Consider the following 26,123-nt stretch of genomic DNA (forward strand, 5'->3'; position numbering starts at 1 on the left):
AAGCCTGGTCGGCGCCAATCATCGCCGTGTCCACCAGGAGCCCGCATGGCCGTCATCGAGGTCGACGACCTCACCTTCCGCTACCCCAGGGCCACCGCGCCTGCGGTGAAGGGGATGAGCTTCACCGTCGGCAAGGGCGAGGTGTTCGGCTTCCTGGGCCCCAGCGGCGCCGGGAAGTCGACCACCCAGAAGATCCTCATCGGGCTGCTCACCGGCCACGGCGGCCGGGTGGCTGTGTGGGACCGCGACCCGGCCGACTGGGGAAGCGAGTACTACCAGCGGATCGGCGTCTCGTTCGAACTGCCCAACCACTACCAGAAGCTCACGGCGCTGGAGAACCTGCAGTTCTTCGCCGCGCTGTACTCCGGGCCGACCGAGGACCCGATGGCCCTGCTGGACGCGGTCGACCTCGCCGCCGACGCCCACACCCGCGTCGGGCAGTTCTCCAAGGGCATGCAGATGCGGCTGGTCTTCGCCCGCGCGCTGCTGCACCGACCCGAGCTGCTGTTCCTGGACGAGCCGACATCCGGGATGGACCCGGTGAACGCCCGCCGGGTCAAGGACATCATCCGGGACCTGCGCGCGCAGGGCCGCACCGTGTTCCTGACGACGCACGACATGGCCACCGCCGAGGATCTGTGCGACCGGGTCGCGTTCGTGGTCGACGGCCGGATCGCCGCGCTCGACACGCCGACCGAGCACAAGGTCACCCGCAGCAGGCGCACCGTGCGCGTGACCTACCGCAACGGGAGCCGGCTCCACCACCAGGACTTCCCGTTGGACGGTCTCGCCGACGACGAGGTGTTCCGCACCCTCGCCCGCGAGCACCACGTCGAGGCCCTGCACAGCCAGGAGGCCAGCCTCGAGGACGTGTTCATCGACGTGACGGGACGGTCCCTCGCATGAGCGGGGTTCTCGCCACCGCGGTGCGGATGGACTTCCGCCTCCAGCGCCGCTACGGCTTCTGGTACGCCACCGCGTTCGTCGTGCTGCTCTGGATCGGCGTGCTGCAACTCGTGCCCGACCACCTGATCGGGCCGGCCATGCCGTACCTGCTGATGGCCGACCTGGAGTTCATGCTGTTCTTCATCGCGGGCGCGGTGTTCTTCGAGAAGGGCGAGCGCACCGTGTTCGCGCTGCTCACCACGCCGTTGCGGTTCCGGCACTACCTCACCGCGAAGCTGCTGACGATGTCCGCACTCGCCCTGGTGACGTGCGTGGTGGTCGTGCTCGTCGACTACGGGCCGGGCGTTGATCCGCTCCCGTTCCTGGCCGGCGTGCTGTTGATGGCGCTGCTGCTGCTGCTCGCCGGGTTCGTCACGGCACCGCTGTTCCCGTCGATCAGCGAGTGGATCCTGCCCTCGACCCTCGTGCTCACGGTCGCGAGCGTGCCGTTGATCGGCTACTCGGGGCTCTACCCGCACCCCGCGTTCACCCTCGTCCCCACCGACGGGCCGCTGCGGCTGCTCGGCGCCGCCTTCGACCAGGTCACCCTCACCGGGTGGCAGTGGCTCTACGCCGTCGGCTACCCGGCGCTGTGGATCGCGGGCCTGTGCCTGCTCGCGAAGCGGGTGTTCCACCGCTACGTCGTCACGTCGGAAGGAGGCCGATGATGAGCGCTGCCACCGGGTTCATCGCCACGTTCGGACGCAACGACCTGCGCACCGTCCGCCGCGACAGCATGCTCGTGACGGTCATGCTCGGCCCGTTCCTGTACGCGGCGGCGCTGTGGTTCCTCCCCGCACTCACCGACTACCTCGCGCACACCTACTCGTTCGACCTCGTCCCCTACCGCTCGGCGATCGTCAGCGCGTTCTGCGTGCTCGGTCCACCTCTGCTGCTGGGGGCGGTCCTCGCCTTGCAGCTGGTCGACGAACGGGACCAGAACACCCTGGCGGCGCTGCGCGTGACACCGGTGCCGCCGAGCACCTACCCGGCCTACCGGGCCGGGATGACGATCGCGCTGACCACCTTCTCGGTGCTGGCCTCGCTCGCCATCTCCCGGCAGGTCGACGTGCGGACGCTCGTCCTCGGCGTGCCGGTCGCGCTCATGGCCGGCCTGCTCGCACCGGTACTCGGCTTCACGGTGAGCTCGCTGGGCCGCAACAAGATCGAGGCCCTCGCCGTGATGCGCGTGATCGGCCTCGCCGTCTTCACCGTGCCGATGATCCCGTTCTTCATCCTCGACTCCCCCTGGCAGCTCGCCTTCGGCATCCTGCCTCCGTACTGGCCCGTGCGGGCGTTCTGGTCGGCCTACGACGGCGGCAGCTACTGGCCCTACCTCGCGGTCGGCCTGCTCTACAACGCCGCGACCGCGCTCCTACTGCTCCGGGTGGCGGCCAGGAGGCTCCGGTAGGAACGCTCGGGCCGGCACCCAATCGGCACCGGCCTGCCCGTCGCCGGACCGATCAGTTTCGGTGACCGGTGCCTTAAGCAGATCGCCGTTGTTCCGCCATTCGTGCCCGAGGAGAGTCCGGCTCATCGATCACCAAGCAGAACAAGGCAGGAGAGCCCGGTGAGCACTTCCTCGTTCGCGCTTCCCCCACCGACCGACGACCTGACCGATCGCGTCGTCCTCGTCACCGGCGCGGCGCGTGGCATCGGCCGCGCCATCGCCCAGGCCGCCGCCGAGCGGGGCGCCGACGTCGCGGCGCTCGACATCGCCGCACCCATCGCCGGCTACCCCCAGCCGCTCGGCAGCCGTGAGGAGCTGGAGGAAACCGTCCGCCTCGTCGAGAAGGCCGGGCGCCGCGGACTGGCCGTCCAGGCCGACGTGCGCGACAGCACCGCGGTCGACGCGGCCGCCGCAACAGTGGTCACCGAGCTCGGCGGCCTCCACGGCGTGGTCGCCAACGCCGGAGTCGCCGTGCACGCCCCGCTGCGGGAGATGACCGACGAGCAGTGGGAACTCGTGCTGCAGACGAACCTGATGGGAGTCGTCCGGTCGATCCGGGCCGCGTTGCCGCACCTGGTCGGCCAGGGGTACGGCCGAATCGTGACCATCTCGAGCATCGGTGGCCGTCAGGGAGTCCCGGGCGTGGCATCCTACTCGGCCGCGAAATGGGGCGTGATCAGCCTCACCAAGACCGCCGCGCTGGAGCACGCCCGGGACGGCATCACCGTCAACTGCGTGGCGCCGGGAGTCGTCGACACGCGCCTGTTCAACGACGATGCGCAGTTCCGCGACATGGTGCCCGACCTCTATGCGAGGGACGTGCCGTTCGAGGAGCGCAAGCGGGCGGTCAACGAGCTCGTCGCCGGGTCCCTGCACGCCATCCCGGTGCCCTACCTCGAGCCCCGTGACATCGCAGAGGTGGTGACGTTCCTGCTGTCGGACCGGGCCCGGCTCATCACCGGCGCGGTGATCGACGCCTCCGCAGGTGCCAACGCCCGCAGCACCGCCTGATCCTCCGCGAGCCCGCTCCCGGCGCCGGCCGGCCGGGCACTCCTCACGCCACCTCGATGACGACCTTGCCCGAGGCGTGACCGTTCTCGACGGCGGCGAGGGCGGCCGGGGCGTAGTCGACGAACCGCACCCCGACGGCCTCGGCGCGCTCGCGCTTGGCGGCACTCCCGGTGCCGATCACACGCAGTTCGCGCCCGGCGGCCAGCCGGGCGACGGCGAGCCCGACCCCTCCCCCGACCCCGTTGACCAGGACCGTGGCACCGGCCGGGAGGCCGAGCTGGTCGAGCGCATCCACCGCGGTCGTCCCGGCCACCGGCAGTGTTGCCGCCACGGTCGCGGACAGACCCGCCGGGATGCGCGCGGTGTTCGCTGCGGACAGCACCGTCGTCTCGGCGTAGGTGCCGCCACCGGTGAGTGCGAATCCGAAGACCGCGTCACCCACCTCGAGCCCGTCGACGTCCTCGCCCCGCGCAAGAACGGTCCCCGCTGCCTCCATGCCCAGTACGCGGGGGAACGGACGCCCGCCGTCGAGCCCGGAGACCGGACCCGAGCGCAGGACGTGGTCGAGGGGGTTCACGCCGGCGACGTCGACGCGGATCAGCACCTCGCCGCGACCGGGGACGGGATCGGGACGATCGAAGAACTCCTGCACCTCGGGCCCGCCGTACCTGCCGAAACCCCACGCCTTGCCCATCCTCGCCGCCTCCCGTGCGATCGACGCCGGTCGTTCCGGACCGCGCCACCACCCTCACCCCTCACACCAATGTGAGAGGCAACCAAGTGGAGTACAGGTCACAGGCTCGGACCCACCGCTGCCACCAGCACGAGGTCGTTCAGCGTCGGGAGCACCGCGCCGACCTCCGGCGGTCAACCGAGCCGGTAGGCCACCGTGACGACGAGCGTTGTGACGACCAGCGCGAGAGCGGGCAGTACGGCGCCGTAGTGGCGATCGCCGACCCGCAGGTGCGCGATGACCGCCCCTATGAAGTACAACACCAGCCCGGTGGCGGCCGCCAACCCGATCGGCGGGAACACGAATCCGGCAATCAGCCCGAGCGCGCCGAGGCCCTGCAGGGTGCCCAGCGGAACCATCCAGGACTCCGGCACCTGGACCTGCTTCGCCGCGGCGACCGGGGTCGGATGACGGGTGTAGTTCATCCATGTCCCGGCACCGGCGGCCAGCGCGGTGATCAGGGTGATGCTGACGTAGAGAACGAACACGTGACACCTTCCTGCGCGAACGGTCATGCATTTCCAGTGTCGGGTCTCGCCGCGTTGCGCGGCCAATACCTGCGTCTATAACCTGCTGGAATGGACGTCGACACGCGACTGCTGCGCTACTTCGCCGCGGTCGCCGAGGAGGAGAACCTGACCCGGGCAGCAGCGCGGCTGTACGTGTCCCAGCCCGCGCTGACCAAGCAGGTCAGACGACTCGAGACCCTGCTCGGCGTGCGCCTGTTCACCCGTTCCCGTTCCGGGATGTCGCTCACGGAAGCCGGGCGATCCCTCGCCCGTTCAGCACCCGCACTCCTTGCCGACTGGCAGCGCATGGCCGCCGAGACCAAGGCCGCGGCCGCGCGGGAGTGCCGTGTACTGCGCGTCGGGTTCCTCGGCAGCGCCGCCAACGAGCAGACCCAGCAGATCATCGCGGATTTCGTCGAGCGCCGGCCGGGCTGGCGGGTCGACATGCGCCAGGGCTCCTGGTCGGACCCCACGGCAGGACTCGGCACGGGCACCGTGGACGTCGCGCTGCTGCGGTTGCCGCTCCCGGATGAGGAGTCGTGGCGGGTGGAGGTGCTGCTGACCGAACCGCGGTGCGTCGTCCTCCCGAGCACGCACCACCTGGCCGACCGCACCGAGATCGCCTTCCGCGAGCTGCGCGAGGAACCGTTCGTCGCCGCCCCAGAGGCGACCGGCCCATGGCGGGACTACTGGCTGGCCGTCGAGGAACGACACGGCAGTCGACCACGGATCGGCGCCGTCACCGAGTACCCCGACGACTGGCTCAGCGCGATCGCCAACGGCTACGGCATCGCACTGGCCCCCGAGTCCAGCACCCGCTACTACCGGCGCCCCGGCGTCGTGTTCGTGCCCGTGACCGGCGTCGGCCCCAGCCGGGTGGGCGTGGTGTGGAACCCCGCCGACGACGGCAACCCCGTCATCCAGGATTTCGTCCGCGGCTGTGCCCGCTTCACGCAGTCCTGACCCGCGTCCGACCCCGACACGCACACCCTTGCCTCGTCCTACAGCGGCAGATCGTGATGACGCCGGTCATGATCGCCGGTTCGGCGCGCCCCTCGGTCGGGGACGGCTGCCGACGCCACCAGGTCATCGCGTGACGCAGGGGGCTGTGGCGACATCGAGTCGGTCACCCCTGGGCCATCCGGCCGCCCGGGTGAGTGGGGTGGCCGGGGGCTTCGGGAAGGATAGGCCGCGCCGCAGAACTGGTCAGCCTGTGCGCTCGTAGGGACGCACCGGGAGGTGTTGCCTAATCCGGCCTCCGGAGGTCTGGCGGGTCGGCAACGGGCTCCCCCTGCAGCACATGTCCCGTTTCCACCGATCAAGAGCGCAAGGTGCGCACCCACCCAGCAGCAACGATCTCGTCCAGAGCAGGCCTGGGCCACGTCGGGAACGGCCACCCGGCCGGCCACAACATCCGGTAGTCGACCCAACCCGGCCACCTCGCCGACGGGCGGGCAGGGGAACGGGTCGACCGCGCCGAGGACCGGTCCGGAGCGGACGGCAGTGGCCTCGAGCCGGGAACGGCGCGCCCACAGGAGATCCCGCGACCATGTCGACACCAAGAGTCTGCGATCGCGGGCCGAAGACCCATGACGTCGACCGGGTCTGCACAGGCGCGTTCCGTCGCCGATCGGCCCGGTCGCGCGCGACTGACTCAGGGGCTCCGGAGCAGGATCCGCATGACGAACGGCACTTTCGTCGGCTAGGTACCGACGAGAGTGCCGTTCGTCCGGATAGGAGCCTGACGATCCCGATTCCGCCGATCGTCGCCCCCTCTGCCGGCCCTCGGGCCACCGCGGACCGCCCATGATCGGCAGTATCGGGTGCACATGGTTGCGATCACGACCATGGACGACCGAAAGTTCGGATCATGGTTGCCGGGTGGGGCCCGGTTTTGCGGGTGAGCGGAACACCGGGGTTGTTCGATCTTGCATGGACAGCTCTGGTGTTCCGTTCACCTGCGAAAGGGGTCGGCTCGGCGCTGGTTCTCGTGGGAGTGGCTGCGGTGGGCGCGCCGTTCCCGGCTCGAGGCGAGTTGACCCACCCTCGTCCCGGCCTTCTGTGCGAGCACTCCCCGACGCGGGCCCGGGCCGGTTCTGCACGAGAACGCCCCTGCCGGGTGCCACGCGTCTGGCTGTGGTGCCGGTCCGACCCTTGCCCCGGGTGTGATCAGCGAAAACGGGACCCGGGCTGCACCCTTGCCGCACACGTCTCGATCCGGCGGATCATGAGGTGCGAAGGCCCGAGCGAAATGATCACGACCTACCCCTGGAGTACTAGATGACGGCGCCCTCCAGCGAGGGGCGCCGCGGAGCTCGCTGAGCGCGACGTCGTGTCAGGCGGCGAGCTGCCGATCTGCGCGGTGGTCATCGGACGGCCGCGGCCGACAGCCGGAGCGCGAACGGCGCGGCCTCGTCGGGACGTACGAGCACCGTGCCCTCCCCGCTGTCACGCGTGAACTCGCGATCTCCAGAGGCCGGCTCCGACCGGGTGCCGCGCTGCTCAGACCGCGTCGGGCTCGGAGACCAGATGGACAATCGCAGCCGGGTTGGTGATCCAGAACGCCGAGTCGCCGTCCAGCGGTTCGATCTCATCGCAGCGGTGCGCTCCTGCAGCGGCCAGGTGGTCGGCGGCGGCCGCGGTGTCGGCGGTGGTGACCTGTAGCCACAGCTCGGCCTGGCTCATCCCGGGCACGCGATCGATCCACAGCCGGTTGCCCCCGAAGGCGAACCCCACCGACTGCGGGCCGGAGCCGAAAGGGTTGCCCAGCTCGCGGAGGCCGAGGGTGTCCCGGTAGAAGGCCACGGTCTGCCGCCACTGGTGCGGCGGAACCTTCATCGCGATGTTCCGGCCACCCTCGAAGGCCGGGTGCTCGGGGTTGTTCATGGGGCTGCTCCTGATCTGGTTGTCGATGTCCGGCCGGGGTGGTCGCCACCGCGTACCTCATCTGCAATGACAGAGTTGCAGATATGAGGCGATAGCGCAACTATCGAGTTGCACTATTCGGACCGGAGACCGGCGAGCAGCCACGGGCGCGCGGTCAGGTGCTCGGAGAACCGGTCGCCGGCGAGGTACGCGATGCCGACCAGGACGCCCGACCGCACCACGGTGGCGGGACCACCCACGCGAGCGAGCGACTCGCGGATCGCGCGGTCGTCGTCCGCGACGAGCACGGTGCAGGTCACCGAGCTGCTCCTCTCCGCGCCGACCCGTCTGCGCGGACTTCCCCGACCCCGAGCAGCAGCCGGGCCGGGAGCCGCTGCACCTGGTGGGCGCCGGCCTGCACCACGTCGTCCGCGGGCTGGCGGCCGGCCGCCACTACGGCAGCGACCAGGCGTATCCGCTGGTGCCGGGGGCGACGCCGTGGCCCGGACCGGCGACGGGCGCCTGGCCTACACGAGCCTCGCTCGGTCGCCGTGGGGCACGATGGCCGAACGGCTGGTCACCCCGTTCGAGGTGGAACTGCCCGCCGGGGCCGATCCGCTCGCGGTCGCCGCCGGCATGAACCCCGGCATCTCGGGCTGGGTGTGGCCCGCAGGATCGTCCACCGACGGCTGGCAGCGGAGGCCACCGCACCGCCGGCTCCGGTCCTGTCCGGCACACCGCGGTGACGACCGCCGCCCCCTCGATGCTGCGTTCGCCCACCACAGCTGCCGTGCCGCTCAGGGGCGGGCGGCCCAGACGGTGCGGTCGGTGCGGACCACGAGGTCGTCCCGTCGCAGGATGCTGCCGGGCCCGTCGGTGTCGAGCAGCTCGTCGAGGGCGGCGAGGTCGTCGGCGTCCAGCTCGCCCGCGAGCGCGTCGCGCATGCGCCGCAGGACCAGCAGGGCGTAGCGGCCCACGGCTTCGGAGTGCGGTCGCCCGTCGTCGACCGCGACGGTGCGCCGGGCCTCGACGGTGTATCCGGCGTCGGCGAGCGGGACGCCCCAGTCGGCGCCGCGGTGGGGCATGTGTTCGGCGGCGCGGCGATCGGCGGCGGCGTGGCAGCGGGCCTCGAGCCCGGGCCGGTTCGCCGGTGCGTCCTCGGGGAGGAAGCGGGGGAGGCCGGCGAGCTCGACGACGGCCAGCAGCCCGCCGGGGGCCACGAGCTGCCGGATCTCGCGCAGGGTGCGCCCGGGGTCGGCCATGTGGTGCAGCGACGCGGAGGCCCACACCAGGTCGGCGGTGCCGAGGTCGGGCCAGGCGGCGTCGAGGTCGGCCTGCACGGTCTCCACCCGGTCGTCCACCCCGGCCCGGGACGCCTTCTGCCGCACCCGGCGCAGGTGGTCGGCGGAGGAGTCGACGGCGGTGACGCGGGCGTCGGGAAAGTGGTCCAGCAACGCGAAGGTGCCCGCGCCGGTGCCGGCGCCCAGGTCCACGATCCGCCGGGGGGCCGAGCGCAGGGGGAGCCAGGCGACGATGGACGCGAGCTGCTCGGCGAGCACTTCGGCGTCCAGGTCGAGGATCTCCTCCTGCCCGTCGGGACCGTCGTGACGGTGTCCGTGCTCCGTGGAAGTCATGGACGCGACGGTAGGACGACCTTGCACGGAAAGCATGATTTCTTGCCCCAATGGCAAGAGACGGGCCTCCGGCGGGTCAGTCCAGCGGGGTGAGCAGGACGATCGGGATCTCGCGGTCGGTCTTCTGCGCGTAGTCGGCGTAGAGCGGGAAGATCTCCACCATCCGGGGCCAGAGGGCAGCGCGCTCGGCCGGGGACGCGACGCGGGCGTGTCCGCTGAACCGGCGGGTGCCGACCTGCACCCCGACGCCGGGGTCCGCCCGGAGGTTCACGAACCACGCCGGGTCCTCGTCGGCACCGCCCTTGGAGGCGACGACGACGTACTCGTCGCCCGAGGTGCCGTAGATCAGGCAGGTGCGCCGGGGCGTACCGGTCCGGCGTCCGGTCGTGGCGAGCACGAGGGTGCGCACGCCGTCGTTCTCATGCCCTTCGGTGCCACCCGAGGCCAGGTAGGTGCGGGTGTGCTCGGCGACCCAGTCCCACTGCGAGTCGGTGGCGCGGTCGAGGTCCTCGGCGATGGCCATGACGGCTGTCCTTCCGCTGGTCGGGGATGCGGCCCCACCGGCCGCACCTGCCCCTGGGACGGAGCCGCCACGCGCGTCTCGACATCGGCGGCGCGTCGGGCGAGCCCGGACCGGCACACGATCAGGTGTCGGCGAACGAGGGCGCCCGCCCGGGCGCGGTCGCCGCGTCGCAGTCCGACGGCGCGACCGGATCGAGCCGCGCCGTGGCCTCGATGAGGGCGTCCAGCCGGTCGCGCGCAGCCCGGATGTCGGCGGCGGCCGCGCTGAGCCGCTCCCGTTCCCGCTGCAGCTCGGGGAGCATCCCTCCGCAGGCCGGCGCCAACGCGTGACCGTCGCCGTCCATGCAGGGCAGCAGCTCGGCGATCGTCGCGGTCCCGAGCCCGGCGGCGAGCAGGATGCGGATGCCGCGCACCGTGGCGGCGTCCTCCGCCCGGTACTCGCGATAGCCGCTGGGGAGCCGCAGCGGCCGGAGCAGTCCCTGCTCCTCGTAGTAGCGCAACGAGCGCACGCTGACACCCGTGAGCCCGGACAGCTCTCCGATTCGCACTTTGACGGCCGCCACTCCCGGTTGACTCTCACATCGACGTCAGGCTCGAACGTCTCCGGCATGACAGATCAGCAGACCCACACCGACGTCACCGTCATCGGCCTGGGACCGATGGGATCAGCGCTGGCGCAGGCGTTCCTCGCCGCGGACCGGACCCTGACGGTCTGGAACCGTACCCCCGGCAGGGCCGACGACCTGGTGGCCGGCGGGGCCCACCGCGCAGGCACCGTCGCCGAAGCGGTGACCAGGAGCCCCGTCACGATCACATGCCTCAACGACTACACCACCTTGCACCAGGTCCTCGACTCCGTCGACGGCCCGCTGCGGGGCCGCACGCTCGTGAACCTCGGCTCGGGCACGCCGGCAGAAGCCCGGGCAGCGGCGGACCGGGCGGCCGGGCGGGGTCTCGACCACCTGGACGGCGCGATCATGGTGCCGCCACCGCTCGTCAGGCATCCCGAGTCGGTCTTCCTGTACAGCGGTCCGCAGGACGTCTTCGACCGGCACCGGGCGACCCTGGCGACCCTGGGCGACCCCCGCCACCTCGGCGCCGACCCCGGCCTGGCGGTGCTGTTCAACACGGCACTGCTCGGAATGATGTACGCGACGCTGAACGGCTTCCTGCACGCCGCCGCCCTCGCCCGCTCGGCGGGCGTGCCCGTTCCCGAGTTCGCCGAGCTCGCGCTGGGCTGGTTCATGCCCGCGGTGCTGGACCCCGCCGGCATCGCCGAGCAGGCGCCCGACATGGAGGCGGGCACCTACCCGGGCGATCTGGGAACCATGCGGATGAACCGCGACGCGCTGGAGCACATCACTCGCACCAGCGTCGAGCAGGGCGTCCACTCCGAGCTGCCGCGGCTGATGGCCGACCTCGCCGAACGCGCGGTCGCCCAGGGGCACGGCGACGAGAACTACTTCGCGATGTTCGAGGTCTTCGCGAACCGCGGACGCAGGTGACGGCCGCTCAGCTCCTCGACGGGACCGCGGGCTTCCGGAGCACCTCGACCAGCGCGGAGATGCTGTCATCGACGTGACCGGCCTCTGCCGCGCGCCGCACCAGATCGTGCAGGGGCGCGTTCCAGGACACGTCGACGCCGGTCTCCCTGCCGAACTCCTCGTCCCATCGGGCCGTCTCGAGGAACAGGCGCACCGACGACAGGGGCTCCGAGTAGTCGCCGCTGTCGATCTCGCGCGCGAACACGGGCAGGACCGAGGCGATCATCTCCAGCCACTTGACCGCGTAGGGGACCAGCGTCGCCGCGGGCAGCCCGCGCGACTGGACGGCGGCAGCACCCTGGAAGAACCCGACCAGCGCCGGCAGCAGCGTCGCACCCACCGCGGACTCGTAGAGCGCCGCGAGATCGGGCTCGTCACCGAGGTGGGAGGTGTCACCGCCGAGGACCTTCAGCGTGTCCTCGTACTCGGCGAACACGCTGCGGTCGCCGCTGTAGTACAGCTGGGTGTCGTGCGCACCGACCGCCGAGGGCACGTTCTTGACCGCCCCGTCGAGGAACCGGGCCCCGTGCTCGCCGGCCCATGCCGCCATCGCACGGGCGCCGGACGGGCTGCCGCTGTTCAGCGTGATCAGCGTGCGTCCGCGCAGCGCCCCGGCGCCGAGCCGCAGGACCTCGGTGGTGGCCTCGTAGCTCGTCAGGCAGGTGACGATCAGCGGGCTCGCACGCACCGCGTCCTCCACGGCACCGGCGTGACGCGCACCCCGCGCGACCAACGGCGCCGCCCTGGCGGCGGTCCTGTTCCAGACCGTCGTCGGGTGACCGGCGTCGAGGAACGCCGCTGCCAAGGCCCTGCCCATCGCCCCCAGCCCGACAACGGTGACCGGCGTGCGAGAGTGCGACAGCATCGATGTTCCCCAATCCCTGAGAATGTTCTCCGAATGACGACCAACGCCGATCGCGGCCACCTGCGGATGTGCATCCATGCTGCTTCCTCGCACGCACTCCCGCAAGTACGCACAATTTCCTCAGATACTCACAAAGATGTAAGTGGGAGCCGATGACGCGACGCACCTTCACCTGCGGACTCGACGCCGCCATCGCCGTCATGGGCGGCAAGTGGAAGGGGTTGGTCCTGTTCATGCTCCAGGACGGGCCCCTGCGCTTCGGTGAGCTGCGCCGGGCGCTGCCGGGGATCAGCGAGCGGGTGCTGGCCCTGCAACTGCGCGAGATGGAGACCACCGGCCTCGTCCACCGGGAGGTACACCCTCAGATCCCGCCCAGGGTGGAATATTCGCTCACCGAGTTCGGGCGTTCGCTCAACGCCGCGCTCGCCCCTCTCGGCGAGTGGGGCGATCAGCACCTGGCGCAGATCGAGAACATCCCGTGGGACCTCAACCGCTCAGGCTGACGTCGGCCGCGTTCGATCGGAGGTGCGGCCCGGGAGGCGGTCGGGCGCGCGCCACGCGGCGACGAGCGAGGACAGGTCCTTGCCGGCGAGCGAGTGCCACGTCGTGCACCCCTGCACCGCCGGGACGTCCACGGCGCCGGGCACCGCGACGACCGCGGCGCCCGCGGCGACACCGGAGCGCACCCCCGCCACCGAGTCCTCGATGACGAGGCAGCCCCGGATGTCGACCCCGAGCAGCGCCGCCGCCCGCAGGTACGGCTGCGGGTCCGGCTTGCCACGCACGACGTCCTCCCCCGTGACGACCGCGTCGAAGGCCACGAACGGGATGCCGCCCACCACCACCTCGGCGATGCGCCGGAAGGACCCGGTGACGAGCGCGGTCGGGATTCCCGCCGCACGGACTCCCCCGAGCAGCTCGAGCGCCCCCGGCCGCCACTCCACGCCGTCGCGGACGCGGCGGGTGACCGACTCGACGATCTCCTCGACGATCTCCGCCGCGCTGCCCCGGGCGCCTGCCCGGATGGCCGTCGCCGCCATGTCCCAGAGGTTCGCACCCACGAGCTCCCTGCGGTCGCCCTCGTCGAGCGCACCGCCCGCGCGGGCGACGATCGACGCCACGCTCCGGAGGAAGTGGGGCTCGGTGTCGACGATCGTGCCGTCGAGGTCCCACAGGACCGCGGAAGGTGCGCGCGCCACCGGCATCGGCCCCACGATAAACGCCGACTGCTTCCACCTGGTGACAACCGGCCTTCCGGGCGACGTCCCGTTGATTAACCTCGACGCGACCGACGACCGGGCCGCGGGTCCAGCGGGCTCCGTGGCACAGGCCCGACTGAGGGGTTCGCCGATGCATCCTTCGCCGCCAGCACCCGATCCGACCAGCACACGTCGGGTCGCCCTCGCCACCCTGATCGGCACGTCCATCGAGTGGTACGACTTCTTCATCTACGGTGCGGCGGCCGCGCTGGTCTTCGGCAAGCTCTTCTTCCCCGACGCGAGCCCGCTCACCGGCACCCTGCTCGCGCTGTCCACGTTCGGCGTGGGTTTCGTCGCCCGCCCGGTCGGCGGAGTGGTGTTCGCGCACTTCGGCGACCGGATCGGCCGCAAGTCGATGCTGGTGCTGTCGGTGCTGCTGATGGGGGGCGGCACCTTCGTCGTCGGGCTGCTGCCCACCGCCGAGACGATCGGCGTGGCCGCACCGATCCTGCTGGTCCTGCTGCGCATCGTCCAGGGCATCGGGCTCGGCGGCGAATGGGGCGCCGCCGCGGTGATGGCCGTCGAGCACGCGCCCCCGCACCGCCGCGGGTTCTTCGGCAGCTGGCCGCAGGTCGGCGTCCCGGCCGGCATGCTCACCGCGAACCTCGCGCTGCTGGTCATGTCCGGCAGCATGTCCGAGGAGGCGTTCCTGTCCTGGGGCTGGCGGGTCCCGTTCCTGGCCTCGATCGCGCTGGTCGTCGTCGGCATCGTGATCCGGCTCAAGGTGCACGAGTCGCCGGTGTTCGAGGCGGCCAAGGCGGCCGGGAGGATCGAGCGGCTGCCGGTGCTCGCGGTGCTGCGCAAGCAGCCGGTGAACGTGCTGCGCGCGGCAGGCCTGCGGTTCGCCGAGAACAGCACCTTCTACATCCACACCACGTTCGTGCTGACCTACGGCACCACCCTGCTCGGCATGGAACGCGACGACCTGCTGCTCGCGGTGATCATCTCGTCCGCGGTCGGGTTGGTCAGCCTGCCGTTCTACGGCTGGGCGTGCGACCGGTTCGGACGCCGGCCGGTCGTGCTGTGGGGCTCGCTGGTCCTGCTCGCCATGAGCTGGCCGTACTTCTGGGCGCTCGACACCCGGTCGCTGCCGATCATCGTGCTGGCCACGGTGGTGGCGGTGAACATCGGCAACAGCGCGGTCTACGCACCGCAGCCGGCGTACTTCTCCGAGCTGTTCGAGCCGGAGGTGCGCTACAGCGGGGCGTCGATCGGGGCGCAGGCGGCGAGCGTCTTCGCGGGCGGCCTGTCACCGGTGATCGCCACTGCGCTGCTGAACGCGACCGGCGGGTACGACATGATCGCCCTCTACATGTCGGCCATGGTGATGATCACGATCGTCACCGCGCTGCTCTCGCCGGATCCCTACGGTGCGTCGCTGCGCCGGGGCGCGCCTGCGCCCACCTGACCCACCCGGTCGCGGACCACGTCGCGGCGAGGAGCGAGGAACGCGGCGGCCGCCACGATCGCCGCACCGCCGAGCAGTGCGGTGGTGAGGCTGGTGGACGCGGCGAGGACACCACCGGTGAGGGGACCGAAGAGGAGGCCGACGCCCTGCGCGCCGGTGGCGGCGGCGACGCCGGCCGCGGGCCGCTCGGCGTAGACGCGGGTGGCCCACAGGACGCTGACGGCGACGATCGTGTTGTACGCGACGCCGAAGGCGGCGGCGGCGACCAGCACGGCGACGAGGTGGTCCGGCGCCACGGCGATCACGGCGAGCGCGACGGCCTCCAGCAGCGCGGTGAGCACGAACGTGAGCCGGGCGCCGAGGCGGGTGATGACGTCGGCCGCGGCCACGCCGGTGAGGCTGGTGGCCCCCGCGACGCCCAGCAGGATCCGGCCCGCGGCCTGGTCGAGCCCGGCGTCGCGGACCTGGTCGACGGCGAAGGTCCAGAACGTCGCGCTGCCCAGCCCGATGAGGAGCGCGGCGACCAGCATCGGAACCGCGGAACGGGGCCGGCCGGGTGCGGCCCGCTCCGCAGGGGGCGCAGCGGCAGCGGTCGCGGCGCGCCCCGGCAGCGTGCGCGCCGCGAGCAGGGTGCTCAGCGCTGCGCAGACCGCGAAACCGACGTAGGCCGTGCGCCACGTGTCGCCGGTGAGGATCGCGATCGGGGCGGCGACCGCGACGCCCCACCCCGTGCCGCAACTGATCGTCGCCAGCGTCCGGGCGCGCGCGACCGACGGGAGCCCGCGCACGGCCTCGCCGAAGGGCGCGAACACGAGCCCGGCACTGGCGCCTGCGACGGCCACCCCGGCCCCGAGCAGCACCGGTCCGCCGGCCAGCGCCACCACGACGGTCCCCGCGACCGCCAGCACGCCGCCGCCCACGACGGTGGCCCGTTGGCCCGCCCGCTCGACGCACCGGGCCACGAGGGCCGTGCCGAGCAGGTAGCCGGCGTAGGCGAGGGACCCGATCACGCCCAGCACCCCCACACCGAGGGCGAGATCCTCCTGGATGTCGGGCAGCAGCAGGCCGTAGCCGTACCGGGCCATCCCGAACGTGGTCGCGACCGAGGCCGAGCCCGCGACCGCGAGCAGGAGCGGCGACGGCGCGCTCGCCTGCGCCGCGTCCGCACGGCCGGCCGCAGGCTCCGTCATCGGCGCGCTCGCGTGGTGTGCTCGAGCGGGCAGCCCGGGCCGGAGGTGCAGGCATCGCGGTCGCAGAGCCGGCAGACGCGCACCGCGCCCGGACGATCCGCGGCCAGGCCCGCCGCGACCTGCCCGAGCAGGCGCTCCAACGTCGCCCGCTCGGACCCGGACAGCTCGGCCAGCAGCGGTGCGAGGACCTCCGCCCGCGCCGCCAGGACGGCGTCCGCCGCCCGTGAGCCGGCCTCGGTGACGACCAGCGCGACGGTGCGCCGGTCACGGCCGGCCTCCCGGCGCAGGAGGCCCTGGTCCACGAGCCGGTCCACCAACCGCACGGTCGCCGGCTGCGAGAGGCCCACGACGCCGGCGAGGTCCCCCACCGACCCGCCGGGCCAGGCCTGGACGTGCACCACTGCGCCGGCCTCGACCTCGCCGATCGCGGCCCCTGCGGCCACGCCGGCGCGGAGCCGATCCATGACGGCCAGGGCGGTCACGCCGAGGATCTGGCCCAGCCGGTCCGCCATGGGGTGATAGTATGCGCCGCGCATCTGATGCACAACGCATATGTCCTTACGGGCTGAACGCCTCCTGCTCCGCCGCCAGCGAGGCGAGGAGCCGGAGCCGCTCGGCGGAGACCGAGGCCGGTTCGGCCGTGTAGACCATGAGGATCAGCCCGGGTTCCGCGGTGATCGCGAGCTCCTCGTAGGCGAGGACGAGCTCGCCCACCTCGGGGTGGCGGAAGCGTTTGGTGCCCGACCCGTGCGTGCGGACGTCGTGGGCACCCCAGAGCGTGCGAAAGGTCGCGCTGCGGGTGGAGAGCTCGCCGACGAGGTTCTGCAGGCCCCGGTCGTGCGGGTCGCGGCCGGCCTCGGCGCGCATGATCGCGACGCACATCTCCGCGAAGACGTCCCAGTCGGGGTAGAACTCCCGCGAGGCCGGGTCGAGGAACTAGAAGCGCGCCAGGTTCGGCCGGCGACCGCCCTCGCCGATCACCGGCGAGTAGAAGGCGCGGCCGAGCGCGTTGGTGGCCAGGAGATCCTGCTGGGGGTTGCGGACGAACGCGACGCCGTCGGTGATCGCGTCCAGGGTCCAGTGCAGGCCGGGGCGGGAGGCGCTCTGCGTCGCCGCGCGCCGGCGGGGGCGGCCCGAGGTGGGGATCCCGTCGGCGGCGCGGGCCAGGTCGAACAGGTGCGCCCGCTCGGTGTCGTCCAGGAGCAGGGCCCGCGCGAGGGCGTCGAGGACGGACGACGACGCCCCGCCGATCGCCCCTCGTTCGAGCTTCGCGTAGTACTCGACGCTCACCCCCGCGAGCACCGCGACCTCCGCGCGCCGCAGACCGCGCACGCGCCGGTTCGCACCGGCCGGGATGCCGACGTCGGCGGGCGCCACCTTGGAGCGTCGCGACATGAGGAACTCGCGCACCTCGCCCCGGTTGTCCACGAGCCCAGGGTAGGTCGGCTCCGGAAGACCCGGGGTGCCTTGGCGGTACACCCCACGACAGTGACTCCCCCGGCCCGCGCGAGCGGCATCGAATGGTGCCGTGCCCCGTTCGTCCCGCCCACCCGGGCGCCTCCTCCCGATGCTCCTGCTCCTGCTGACGGTCTTCGGTCCGATTTCGATGGACCTCTACCTGCCGCTGCTCCCCGCGCTGACGGCCGAGCTCGGCGCCGCGACGTCGACGGCGCAGCTGACCGTCACCGCCTGCCTCTTCGGGCTCGCGCTCGGTCAGCTGGTCGCCGGTCCGCTGTCCGACCGGTTCGGGCGCTCCGCCCCGCTGTACGCCGGGGTCGTCGCCTACATCGCCACGTCACTGGTGTGCGCGGCCAGCCCGACCGTCGAGGCGCTCGTCGCCGCGCGGCTCGTCCAGGGCGTCGCGGGTGGAGCGGGCATCGTCATCGCGCAGGCGGCGGGTCGCGACCTCTACTCCGGCGGCGCGCTGATCCGCTACTACGGCCGCGTCACGGTGGTCGGCGGGCTCGCCGCCGTCGTCGGACCGTTCCTCGGAGGCCGGCTGGCCGCGTTCACGGACTGGCGCGGGTTGTTCGTGTTCCTCGCCGCCCTCGGCGCGGTGATCCTGCTGGCGATCGCGGTCGGGCACCGCGAGACCCTCCCGCCGAAGCTCCGCACGACGGGCGGGTTCGCCCGGACCTGCCGCGACGTGCGCACCCTGCTGTCGGACCGGCGCTACACCGGCGCCGTGCTCGTCCAGGGTTTCGTGAACGCCGCGCTGTTCGCCTACCTCAGCGGCGCGACGTACGTGCTGCAGGGCACCTACGGCCTCTCCCCGCAGCAGTACGCGCTCGCGTTCGGCCTGAACTCGGCGGGGTTCATGCTGTCCGGCTACGTCGCCGGCCTCTCGAGCGAGCGGTACGGCGTCACCGCCACGCTGGCCGTCGGGCTGGTCATGTGCGCCGCGGGCGCGCTCGGGCTGCTCGCCGGCGGGATCGTCGCGCTGCCGCTCGTCGCGGTGGTCGTGTCGCTGCTGCTGGTGGTCAGCGGTGTCGCCGTCACCACCCCGCCGACGACGGCGCTCGCCCTCGCCGACCACCCGCGGACCGCCGGCACCGCGTCCGCGCTGCTGGGCGCGGCGCGGTTCGCCTTCGGCGGGTTCGCCGCACCGCTCGTGGGGATCGCCGGCGCCGCCACGATGCTGCCGCTCGGCATCGTCACCGTCGTCTCGGTCGCGCTCGCCGCCGCGGCGTGCGCGGCGCTCGAGCCCCGTCGCGCCGCTCGCCCGTCGGCAGCGGCGCCCGAGGCGCCCGAACCCCAGCCCGTCCCGTGACGCCGACCGGCGCGCGGGCATCCGTCCACCAGCCGGCCGGCATCCCGGTCGGCGTGATCGAGGAGAACGCACCCATGCGTGGAGTCATCATGCACGCCCCCGGCGACGTCCGCGTCGAGGAACGCGAACGCCCTGCCGTCGTCGAGCCCACCGACGCGGTCATCCGCGTCACCGCCGCCTGCATCTGCGGTTCCGACCTGTGGCCCTACCGCGGGGCCGAGCCTGTCGACGGGCCCATGCCGATGGGCCACGAGTACGTGGGCGTCGTCGAGGAGATCGGTGCGGAGGTGCGGACGATCCAGGTCGGTGACTTCGTCGTCGGCTCCTTCTTCGCCTCCGACAACACCTGCGAGATCTGCCGGGCCGGGTACCAGTCCCGGTGCGTGCACGCCGTCCTCATGGGCCAGATCGGCACGCAGGCCGAGTTCGCCCGCATCCCGTTGGCCGACGGAACCCTCGTCGCCACGGCCACGCACCCGACGGCCGAGCAGGTCCCCGGCCTGCTGGCCGCCTCGGACGTCCTGGGCACCGGGTGGTTCGCCGCGGTCGCCGCCGAGGCCGGACCCGGCAAGACCGTCGCCGTCGTCGGCGACGGCGCGGTCGGCCTGCTCGGCGTCCTCGCCGCCCGCGAGCTGGGCGCGACGAGCATCATCACGATGAGCCGCCACGCCGACCGGCAGGCCCTCGCCCGCCGCTACGGCGCCACCGCCGTCGTCGAGGAGCGCGGCGACGACGGCGTCGCCAGGATCAAGGAGCTCACCGGGGGGCTCGGCGCGCACAGCGTGATCGAGGCGGTGGGCACGCAGGAGTCGATGATGCAGGCGATCCGCGCCACGCGCCCTGGCGGGCACGTCGGCTACGTCGGCGTCGCCCACGACGTCTCCCTGCCCGGCGAGGAGCTGTTCTTCTCCGGCGTGCACCTGCACGGCGGACCCGCCCCGGTGCGGCGCTTCCTCCCCGAGCTGATCGACCTGGTGATGAAGGGCGGGATCGACCCCGGCGCGGTCTTCGACCTCACCCTCCCCCTCGACGAGGCGGCCGAGGGCTACCGGGCCATGGACCAGCGCCGGGCCACCAAGGTGCTGCTCACCCCCTGACGCCGGCCGGGAGCCATGGCGACACCCGTTCCCGGTCCAGGAGGTCGGGCCGTTGCAGGGAGCCCAGCATGACGTGCACGGCGTCCTCGGCGTCGCGGGTCCAGGCGTAGCACTGCCCGGCGGTGCCGCACAGCATCGGCGCACGGCTGCGGGCGGCGTCGACGATCGCCGCGGCCTCGGCCCCGACCTGCTCGTTCACCGCGGCCGGGTCCCGCAGCTGCACACCCGCCGCGGCGACGACACCCGCGACGTCGGTCAGGCAGGACGCCAACCAGTCGAAGGGCGCGGCCGTGACCTCGTCGGCCCAGTGCCGGTCGGACGGCTCGACCCCCACGAAGTGCGGGTGGAAGTGGGCGGCCTCGAACGCACCCGGGGTGCCGTCGAGCCGGTCGAACAGGTCCGCCCGCCACACCGGCCGGTCGATCACGATCTCCTGGGCGGCCGACTCGGAGCCGCGGCGCGGCCGGGGAGCGGGCAGGCGGAGCTCGACGCGCGCGCCGTGCTCCAGGTGGCTGTCGGCGAGGTCGATCTCGAACCAGTGCCGCACGAGGACGGCGACCTCGGTGAAGACGAATGCGTGCTGCACGCGCTGCTCCTGTCACAGATCGGGCTCCGGGCCGGTGGTACCTGCCTACCACCTGCCCGCGTCCGGATCTCCCCCTCCGGCGCCCCGCTGCGGCGAGAATGCCCGTCATGGTCCGTGACCCGGCGCAGCCCGAGCCTGCTACCGAGCCCGTTTCCGGTACCGCCCCGGCCATGGCGTCGCCCCGGCTGCTGCGCCAGCAGTGGCGTGACGTCACCTTCGTGCACTGGGCGGTGCGGCCGGAGCAGGTCGCGCCGCTCCTGCCGCGCGGCATCCGGCCGGACGTCCTCGACGGGTGCACCTACGTGGGGCTCGTGCTGTTCCGGATGGTCGGCAGCGGATTCACCCGCGGACCCGTGCTGCCGTGGCTGGGCGCCTTCCTCGAGACCAACGTCCGGCTCTACAGCGTGGATGCCACCGGCCGGCGGGGCGTGGTCTTCCTGAGCCTCGACACCGACCGCGCAGCGGTGGTCGCCGCCGCGCGCATCGGCTTCGCCCTCCCCTACCGGTGGGCCCGGATGCGCTTCGACGCCGGGGACGGCTCCGCCACCGCGCCCCGCACCTACACCGCCCGGCTGCGCCGGCCCGGGGTGCAGGCGTGCAGCCGGGTGGTCGTCCGGCCCCGCGAGGAGATCCTCGACGGCCCGCTGGAGTCCTTCCTGACCTCCCGGTGGGGGCTGCACACCACCCGCCTCGGCCGCACCTGGCACCTGCCGAACACCCACGAGTCCTGGCCGCTGCGCCGCGCGGACCTGCTCGAGATCGATGACGGCCTGGTCTCCTCCGTCGGCCTCGGCAGCGCCATCGCCGACGGCGCGGGGGACCCTCGCCCGCCGGACCACGTCGCGTTCAGCGACGGCGTCAGCGCGGAGTTCGGCCGCCCCGGGCTCGCCGACACCCCGCGCGGCGGAACCCGACGCTGAGCGCCGGTACGACGGCGGTCAGGTGACCGCGGGCACGGCCCGCCCCTGCGCCGCGACCCGGTCGAGCCACTCGCGCAGGAGGCCGCGCTCGGCCTCGGTGAGCACCGCCAGCTCCGGCAGGTGGGCCCGCAGGGTCACGGCCGTCGGCACGGGACCGGCGCCGGCGGCCGGGCCTGCGGTCCCGTCGGTGGTGACGGCGGCGATCACGGACTCCCGGGCGAACTCGGACAGGGTCGGGTCGCGCCGCTCGGGATCCATGCCGATCAGCGTGAGCGTGATGCCGCGCCCCGTGGCGTGCACCAGGTTCGCCGCCCGTTCCTCGCTCACCCGCAGCCGTCCCGCCTCGGCGACGCGCCGGATCATGCCGCGCAGCACGGCAGCGGCCCGGTGCTCCGCGGGGGACCCGGCGCCCGGCCGCGGCTCGCCGAACACGAGCGCGTAGAGCGCGGGATGGGCGAGCCCGAAACCGACGTGCAGGTCCCAGCCCCGCCGCAGGTCCTCCACCGGGTCCGGGTCGCGCTCGCGAACGGTCTTCTCGTGCAGGTACTCGCTGATCCCGTGGGCGCCGACGGCGTCGAGCAGGCCCTGCTTGTCGCCGAAGAGGCGGTAGATCGTCGGCGCCTGCACTCCCGCCGCGGCGCTCACCGCGCGCGTGGACACGGCCTCCCGCCCACCCGTGGCCAGCAGCTCGGCGGCCGCCGCGACGATGCGGTCACGGGTCGTCCTCGCCTCCATGCTTCCAACGATAACACCCACTCGTTAGCGTCGGTTGCGCTATCGCCGGAAACGTGCTTCTGTTAGCACTGGAAGCAGCCAGTTCGTCCCGAGGAGAGAAGATGGACACGCGCAAGCTGGGCACCGACGGCCCGGAGGTGTCTGCGCTGGGGCTCGGCGCAATGGGCATGTCCGACCTCTACGGCCCGGCCGACGAGACCGAGAGCGTCGCCACGATCCACGCGGCCATCGACGCCGGCATCACCCTGATCGACACCGGGGACTTCTACGGCTCCGGCCACAACGAGATGCTGATCCGCGACGCCCTCCGCGACCGCAACCGCGACGACGTCGTGATCAGCGTCAAGTTCGGCGGCAGGCGCAGCCCTGACGGCGCCTTCCAGCCCGCTCCGGCAGAGACCGACCCCGTTGCCGTCAAGGACCGCCTCGCCTACACGCTGCGCAGGCTCGGCACCGACCACGTCGACATCTACCGACCGACCCGGCTCAACCCGGCCGTCCCGATCGAGGACACGGTGGGCGCGATCGCCGAGATGGTCCAGGCAGGACACGTGCGTCACATCGGGCTCTCCGAGGTCGGCGCCGCGACCCTGCGCAGGGCCGCCGCCGTACACCCGATCAGCGACCTCCAGATCGAGTACTCCCTGCTCTCCCGCGGCATCGAGGCCGAGATCCTGCCGGCGGCGCGCGCGCTCGGCATCGGGGTCACCGCCTACGGGGTGCTCTCCCGCGGCCTGCTGTCCGGGCACTGGTCACCCGATCGCACGCTGGGCGGATCCGACTTCCGCGGGCACGTTCCCCGCTTCCGGGGCGAGAACCTGGCGGCCAACCTCGCCCTCGTCGATGCCCTCCGCGCGGTCGCGGAGCCGATCGGAGCCACCGTCGCGCAGGTCGCCGTCGCGTGGGTGGCCTCCCGCGGCACCGACATCGTGCCGCTCGTCGGCGCCCGGCGGCGCGACCGCCTGCAGGAGTCGCTCCTCGCCGCCGACCTCGTCCTGAGCGACGAGACCCTCGACGCGATCGAGGCCGCCGTGCCCGCCGGCGCCGCCGCGGGCGAGCGCTACCCCGCGCCGCACATGGCGGCGCTGGACAGCGAGGGATGACGCCGATGCCCCGATGGACGACCGTCGCGCTCCCGCCGGCGCTCGCGCTCGCGCTCGCGGCGGGATGCGCGGCCGCGCCCGACGGCGCTCCCGGCCCCGCCCCCTCCGGCGGGGCCGGCTCGTCGAGCCGCAACTACCCCGACGACGACAGCGCCCCCGCCGTCAGCCCGGTGGTCCCGCCGGTCACGGCGACACCGCGGGAGCCGGTGGCCCCGGTCGCGGTCGCGACGCCGGGAGCGGTCACCGAGGTGGCCTCCGGGCTCCGCATGCCGTGGGGCCTGACGTTCCTGCCCGACGGGTCGGCGCTGGTCTCCAGCCGCGACTCCGGCGACATCAGCCACGTCCCCGCGAGCGGCGGGACGGCGTCGCGGGTCGGCACGGTCCCCGGCGTCGCCGGGAGCGCCGAGGGTGGCCTGCTGGGCCTCGCCGCGTCCCCGGACTTCGCCGCCGACCGGACGGTCTACGCCTACGTGTCCGCCGAGCCGACGAACCGGGTCGTCGCGGTGCGGGTCGCCGAGGACCTGCGCTCGATGACCGTCGAGCGGGTCGTCCTCGACGGGATCGGCACGGCGGACCGCCACCACGGGGGCAAGCTGACCTTCGACCGGGACGGCAACCTCTGGATCGGCACCGGCGACGCGTTCGAGGGCAGCCGCTCCCCGGACCCGGACTCGCTCAACGGGAAGGTGCTGCGAATCCGACCGGACGGCTCGCCCACGGCGGGCAACCCGTTCGGCACCGCGGTGTTCTCGCTGGGGCACCGCAACGTGCAGGGGATCGCGTTCGGCCCGGACGCCACGGTGTACGCCTCGGAGCTCGGCCACCGCACGTGGGACGAGGTCAACGTCCTGCGGCCGGGCCTGGACTACGGGTGGCCCGACGTCGAGGGGGTCGACGGCGACACCGGCGAACCACCGGTCTTCGCCCTGCACCCGGACGAGGCGTCACCGTCCGGCATCGCCTTCGCCGGCAGCTCGCTGTGGATGGGGGCGCTGTCCGGGCAGCGGCTCTGGCAGCTCCCGGTCAGCGCAGGCCAGGCCGCGGGCGAGCCGATCCCGCACTTCGTCGGCGAGTACGGGCGGATCCGCGCGGTCGAGGTCGCGCCGGACGGGGCGCTGTGGATCGTCACCTCCAACACCGACGAGGCCACCTGGGGAGGCACCGACCCCCGCCCCGGCGACGACCGCATCCTCCGCGTCGAGCTCACCGCCCCGTGAGCGGACCGGCGTCCCGAACCCGAGGTCAGCCCCGGGCCGCGGCGCCGTCGGGCCCCTCGGCCCGCTCGGCCTCCTCGGCGGCCTGCAGCGCGGTGAGCACCTCCACGCCCAGCGCGCGGTAGTCACCCGCGACGCTCGCGGCGGTCGCGGAGACCCGCGGTGCCCGGACGCCCGACCGCAGAGCCTCCCACCACGCCGGCTGCGCCGCGGCCTCGATCTCGAGCTCGTGGGCGAGCTTGCCGAGACGCCGGGCGTCCTGGGCCGTGCGCTCGGCGTGGCGGATCGTCGTCTCGAACCGCGGGGAGTGGCCGCCGAACGCCCTGTCGATCGCCGCCCGGGCCTCGCCGTGGATCGCGCGGGAGCGCGTACCGGTTCCGAAGAGGACCACCCCGAGCAGGCCCAAACCCGGGTTGATCTCCTGCGCGAGGGTGAACCGCTCCGCGACGAGGGACATGCCCACCAGGCCCCCGACGTCGGACTTCGTCGGCATCAGCACCCAGCGAGCCGCGGCCAGCGCCAGGTCGGACAGGATCGTCGACTCCGGCGGGCAGTCGATGAACACGACCTCGTAGTCGGTCGCGATCGGGGCGAGCACGTCGCCGAGCACCCGGAACGCCCGGCGCCCGCGGTTCTGCAGCCGCGAGACCATGATGGGCGTCAGGTCCTCGAGCCGCGCTCCCCCGCACACCACGTCCAGCTTCGGACGCACGTCCGGCGCCGGGACGAGCGGCGTGCCGGCGAGGACGCTGCCCAGCAGGCCTGCGCCCTGGTCGTCGGCGTCCGTGCCGCGGTAGCCGAGGTCGTCGGCGAGGTTCGCCTGCCGGTTGAGGTCGATGAGCAGGCAGCGGTAACCGGCGCCGGCGAACTGGCCCGCCAGGTTCGCGGCGATCGACGTCTTCCCGACGCCACCCTTGTCGTTGACGATCGCGATGACGCGCTCCAGCGCGAAATCGCGCTCCTGGTCCTCAGAGCGCTCGGCCATCGACTCCTCCGCAGCGTCCGACGGCAGAACACCGCCGCCCCGTTCCGCACCCCCAACGTATCCCGATTCCCGGTTCCGACCGGCTCGACCGGTCCGCCCAACGCGCGGCGCGCAGTTGTCCGCAGGCGTTGGTCCGAGCGGCGCTCATCGGCGTGGAGGAATGAGGATCGGGTCGCCCGCCGCCCCGTTAGCGGCGCGACGGCGCGGCCGACCGGCGCGAGCGCTCGTCCGGGCGCCGGCGGGGTCGGGGGCGGAGCAGGTGACGGAGATTCGGTTGCGCGGACGGGCCGGCGCCCCGGTCGGCGTCCTCGCCGGTGTCCTCGGCTGCGTCCTCGGCTTCGTCCTCGTCGGCGTCCTCGTCCTCGTCCTCGAACTCGGCGTCGTCGACCTCTCCCCCGCCGTCGGCGTCCTCGTCGAACGCGTCGTCCTCGTCGAACGCGTCGTCCTCGTCGAACCCCTCGTCCTCGAACTCGGCGTCGTCGTCCTCGAGCTCGGCGTCGTCCTGATCGGGGTCGACGAGGTCGCCGTCGGAGTCGGCATCGATGTCTTCGAGGGTGATGTGGATGTTCAGCTTCTTCGTGCCCAGGAGGATGTAACCACTGATGTCGGCAGCATTGATCGGTGCTGGATCGCTCACGATGTGTTGCTCCCTTGCGCGGCTGGTATCGGTCGAGGCTCTGCGTCGAGCACCGGCGATCACATCGACCTGTCGGGTTCTGCGTGGCTACCCCGGCGCGTGGACGACGAACCCGGACGGCGGCGAATTCGGCGCGCGCTG

Annotated in this window: 27 protein-coding genes and 2 pseudogenes; 13 read left to right on the forward strand and 16 right to left on the reverse strand. The window is 72.9% G+C overall.

All coding sequences use genetic code 11. The features are described from left to right. Positions 1 to 45: 45 nt before the first annotated feature. The 4 genes from FB558_RS28385 to FB558_RS28400 all read left to right on the forward strand — a co-directional run bounded on the left by FB558_RS28385 (position 46) and on the right by FB558_RS28400 (position 3,406). Positions 46 to 906 carry an ABC transporter ATP-binding protein gene (locus FB558_RS28385; protein ID WP_142058496.1) on the forward strand — a complete coding sequence of 287 codons (861 nt, stop codon included), beginning with the start codon at positions 46 to 48 and terminating at the stop codon, positions 904 to 906. Continuing rightward, positions 903 to 1,613, forward strand: coding sequence for a fluoroquinolone export ABC transporter permease subunit (locus tag FB558_RS28390; protein WP_142058498.1), 711 nt, complete (start codon positions 903 to 905; stop codon positions 1,611 to 1,613). Before FB558_RS28385 ends, FB558_RS28390 begins: the two co-directional genes overlap by 4 nt. After that, a complete protein-coding gene (locus FB558_RS28395) occupies positions 1,613 to 2,356 on the forward strand; it encodes an ABC transporter permease (protein ID WP_170231564.1) in 744 nt (247 codons plus the stop codon). Before FB558_RS28390 ends, FB558_RS28395 begins: the two co-directional genes overlap by 1 nt. A gap of 159 nt (positions 2,357 to 2,515) precedes the next feature. Beyond that, positions 2,516 to 3,406, forward strand: coding sequence for an SDR family NAD(P)-dependent oxidoreductase (locus tag FB558_RS28400; RefSeq protein ID WP_211366889.1), 891 nt, complete (start codon positions 2,516 to 2,518; stop codon positions 3,404 to 3,406). Between the two features lie 79 nt (positions 3,407 to 3,485). Here FB558_RS28400 and FB558_RS28405 read toward each other — a convergent pair. Then, positions 3,486 to 4,100: pseudogene (locus tag FB558_RS28405) on the reverse strand (alcohol dehydrogenase catalytic domain-containing protein); the annotation flags it as partial. Positions 4,101 to 4,273: 173 nt separating this feature from the next. Continuing rightward, a complete protein-coding gene (locus tag FB558_RS28410) occupies positions 4,274 to 4,627 on the reverse strand; it encodes a DoxX family protein (protein ID WP_246106799.1) in 354 nt (117 codons plus the stop codon). Between the two features lie 90 nt (positions 4,628 to 4,717). Here FB558_RS28410 and FB558_RS28415 point away from each other — a divergent pair, with 90 nt between their 5' ends. Next, positions 4,718 to 5,611 (forward strand): LysR family transcriptional regulator, encoded by an 894-nt coding sequence (locus tag FB558_RS28415; RefSeq protein ID WP_142058504.1) that lies wholly within the window; start codon positions 4,718 to 4,720, stop codon positions 5,609 to 5,611. Positions 5,612 to 7,150: 1,539 nt separating this feature from the next. Here the strand turns inward: FB558_RS28415 and FB558_RS28420 are convergent. From FB558_RS28420 to FB558_RS28445, 5 genes are all read right to left on the reverse strand, one after another. Further along, entirely contained in the window at positions 7,151 to 7,534 is a 384-nt protein-coding gene (locus tag FB558_RS28420; RefSeq protein ID WP_142058506.1) for a VOC family protein, read from the reverse strand. A gap of 113 nt (positions 7,535 to 7,647) precedes the next feature. Then, positions 7,648 to 7,833, reverse strand: a complete 186-nt coding sequence (locus tag FB558_RS28425) for a hypothetical protein (protein ID WP_142058508.1) — start codon at positions 7,831 to 7,833, stop codon at positions 7,648 to 7,650. 477 nt (positions 7,834 to 8,310) lie between these two features. Further along, on the reverse strand, positions 8,311 to 9,147 hold the full coding sequence (locus FB558_RS28435) for a class I SAM-dependent methyltransferase (protein ID WP_211366890.1): 837 nt from the start codon (positions 9,145 to 9,147) through the stop codon (positions 8,311 to 8,313). A gap of 76 nt (positions 9,148 to 9,223) precedes the next feature. Continuing rightward, a complete protein-coding gene (locus FB558_RS28440; RefSeq protein ID WP_142058512.1) occupies positions 9,224 to 9,670 on the reverse strand; it encodes a nitroreductase family deazaflavin-dependent oxidoreductase in 447 nt (148 codons plus the stop codon). Positions 9,671 to 9,791: 121 nt separating this feature from the next. Continuing rightward, complete coding sequence (locus tag FB558_RS28445; RefSeq protein WP_142058514.1) at positions 9,792 to 10,217, reverse strand: MerR family transcriptional regulator; 426 nt, start codon at positions 10,215 to 10,217, stop codon at positions 9,792 to 9,794. 60 nt (positions 10,218 to 10,277) lie between these two features. Between FB558_RS28445 and FB558_RS28450 the strand changes: the two genes are divergently transcribed. Beyond that, a complete protein-coding gene (locus FB558_RS28450) occupies positions 10,278 to 11,174 on the forward strand; it encodes an NAD(P)-dependent oxidoreductase (protein ID WP_142058516.1) in 897 nt (298 codons plus the stop codon). A gap of 7 nt (positions 11,175 to 11,181) precedes the next feature. Here FB558_RS28450 and FB558_RS28455 read toward each other — a convergent pair whose 3' ends face one another. Further along, on the reverse strand, positions 11,182 to 12,078 hold the full coding sequence (locus FB558_RS28455; RefSeq protein WP_142058518.1) for an NAD(P)-dependent oxidoreductase: 897 nt from the start codon (positions 12,076 to 12,078) through the stop codon (positions 11,182 to 11,184). A 152-nt stretch (positions 12,079 to 12,230) separates the two neighbouring features. Here FB558_RS28455 and FB558_RS28460 point away from each other — a divergent pair, with 152 nt between their 5' ends. Next, positions 12,231 to 12,581 (forward strand): winged helix-turn-helix transcriptional regulator, encoded by a 351-nt coding sequence (locus FB558_RS28460; protein ID WP_142058520.1) that lies wholly within the window; start codon positions 12,231 to 12,233, stop codon positions 12,579 to 12,581. Here the strand turns inward: FB558_RS28460 and FB558_RS28465 are convergent. Beyond that, entirely contained in the window at positions 12,573 to 13,283 is a 711-nt protein-coding gene (locus FB558_RS28465) for an HAD family hydrolase (protein WP_142058521.1), read from the reverse strand. The genes FB558_RS28460 and FB558_RS28465 overlap by 9 nt on opposite strands. A 145-nt stretch (positions 13,284 to 13,428) precedes the next feature. Between FB558_RS28465 and FB558_RS28470 the strand changes: the two genes are divergently transcribed. Then, positions 13,429 to 14,745 carry an MFS transporter gene (locus FB558_RS28470; protein WP_142058523.1) on the forward strand — a complete coding sequence of 439 codons (1,317 nt, stop codon included), beginning with the start codon at positions 13,429 to 13,431 and terminating at the stop codon, positions 14,743 to 14,745. On the opposite strand, the gene FB558_RS28475 is transcribed toward FB558_RS28470, so the two are convergent. The 3 genes and pseudogenes from FB558_RS28475 to FB558_RS28485 all read right to left on the reverse strand — a co-directional run bounded on the left by FB558_RS28475 (position 14,703) and on the right by FB558_RS28485 (position 17,330). Beyond that, the gene (locus FB558_RS28475; RefSeq protein ID WP_142058526.1) at positions 14,703 to 15,935 is read right to left on the reverse strand and encodes an MFS transporter; all 1,233 of its coding nucleotides are present in this window, start codon (positions 15,933 to 15,935) and stop codon (positions 14,703 to 14,705) included. The genes FB558_RS28470 and FB558_RS28475 overlap by 43 nt on opposite strands. After that, positions 15,932 to 16,447: a MarR family winged helix-turn-helix transcriptional regulator gene (locus FB558_RS28480; protein WP_170231565.1), complete on the reverse strand. Its 516-nt coding sequence runs from the start codon at positions 16,445 to 16,447 to the stop codon at positions 15,932 to 15,934. Before FB558_RS28480 ends, FB558_RS28475 begins: the two co-directional genes overlap by 4 nt. Before the next feature lie 46 nt (positions 16,448 to 16,493). Then, a pseudogene (locus tag FB558_RS28485) lies at positions 16,494 to 17,330 on the reverse strand (MmyB family transcriptional regulator). 172 nt (positions 17,331 to 17,502) lie between these two features. Here FB558_RS28485 and FB558_RS28490 point away from each other — a divergent pair. Further along, positions 17,503 to 18,705, forward strand: coding sequence for a multidrug effflux MFS transporter (locus tag FB558_RS28490; protein WP_142058530.1), 1,203 nt, complete (start codon positions 17,503 to 17,505; stop codon positions 18,703 to 18,705). A gap of 74 nt (positions 18,706 to 18,779) precedes the next feature. Beyond that, complete coding sequence (locus tag FB558_RS28495; protein ID WP_142058531.1) at positions 18,780 to 19,802, forward strand: zinc-dependent alcohol dehydrogenase family protein; 1,023 nt, start codon at positions 18,780 to 18,782, stop codon at positions 19,800 to 19,802. On the opposite strand, the gene FB558_RS43470 is transcribed toward FB558_RS28495, so the two are convergent. Then, positions 19,792 to 20,388, reverse strand: coding sequence for a hypothetical protein (locus tag FB558_RS43470; protein ID WP_170231566.1), 597 nt, complete (start codon positions 20,386 to 20,388; stop codon positions 19,792 to 19,794). The genes FB558_RS28495 and FB558_RS43470 overlap by 11 nt on opposite strands. Before the next feature lie 170 nt (positions 20,389 to 20,558). Between FB558_RS43470 and FB558_RS28505 the strand changes: the two genes are divergently transcribed. After that, a complete protein-coding gene (locus tag FB558_RS28505) occupies positions 20,559 to 21,308 on the forward strand; it encodes a YqjF family protein (protein ID WP_211366891.1) in 750 nt (249 codons plus the stop codon). An 18-nt stretch (positions 21,309 to 21,326) separates the two neighbouring features. Here the strand turns inward: FB558_RS28505 and FB558_RS28510 are convergent, their stop codons facing one another. Next, positions 21,327 to 22,043 (reverse strand): TetR/AcrR family transcriptional regulator, encoded by a 717-nt coding sequence (locus FB558_RS28510; protein WP_142058535.1) that lies wholly within the window; start codon positions 22,041 to 22,043, stop codon positions 21,327 to 21,329. A gap of 101 nt (positions 22,044 to 22,144) precedes the next feature. Here FB558_RS28510 and FB558_RS28515 point away from each other — a divergent pair, with 101 nt between their 5' ends. Both FB558_RS28515 and FB558_RS28520 read left to right on the forward strand, forming a co-directional pair. Next, positions 22,145 to 23,146, forward strand: a complete 1,002-nt coding sequence (locus FB558_RS28515) for an aldo/keto reductase (protein ID WP_142058537.1) — start codon at positions 22,145 to 22,147, stop codon at positions 23,144 to 23,146. A gap of 5 nt (positions 23,147 to 23,151) precedes the next feature. Continuing rightward, a complete protein-coding gene (locus FB558_RS28520; protein ID WP_142058539.1) occupies positions 23,152 to 24,363 on the forward strand; it encodes a PQQ-dependent sugar dehydrogenase in 1,212 nt (403 codons plus the stop codon). Between the two features lie 25 nt (positions 24,364 to 24,388). On the opposite strand, the gene FB558_RS28525 is transcribed toward FB558_RS28520, so the two are convergent. Together FB558_RS28525 and FB558_RS43475 are read right to left on the reverse strand one after the other, a co-directional pair. Next, on the reverse strand, positions 24,389 to 25,345 hold the full coding sequence (locus FB558_RS28525) for a ParA family protein (RefSeq protein WP_142058541.1): 957 nt from the start codon (positions 25,343 to 25,345) through the stop codon (positions 24,389 to 24,391). Positions 25,346 to 25,532: 187 nt separating this feature from the next. Continuing rightward, complete coding sequence (locus FB558_RS43475; protein WP_170231567.1) at positions 25,533 to 25,982, reverse strand: hypothetical protein; 450 nt, start codon at positions 25,980 to 25,982, stop codon at positions 25,533 to 25,535. Between the last annotated feature and the right edge of the window lie 141 nt (positions 25,983 to 26,123).

It is taken from the genome of Pseudonocardia kunmingensis, assembly GCF_006716445.1.
Lineage (GTDB): Bacteria > Actinomycetota > Actinomycetes > Mycobacteriales > Pseudonocardiaceae > Pseudonocardia > Pseudonocardia kunmingensis.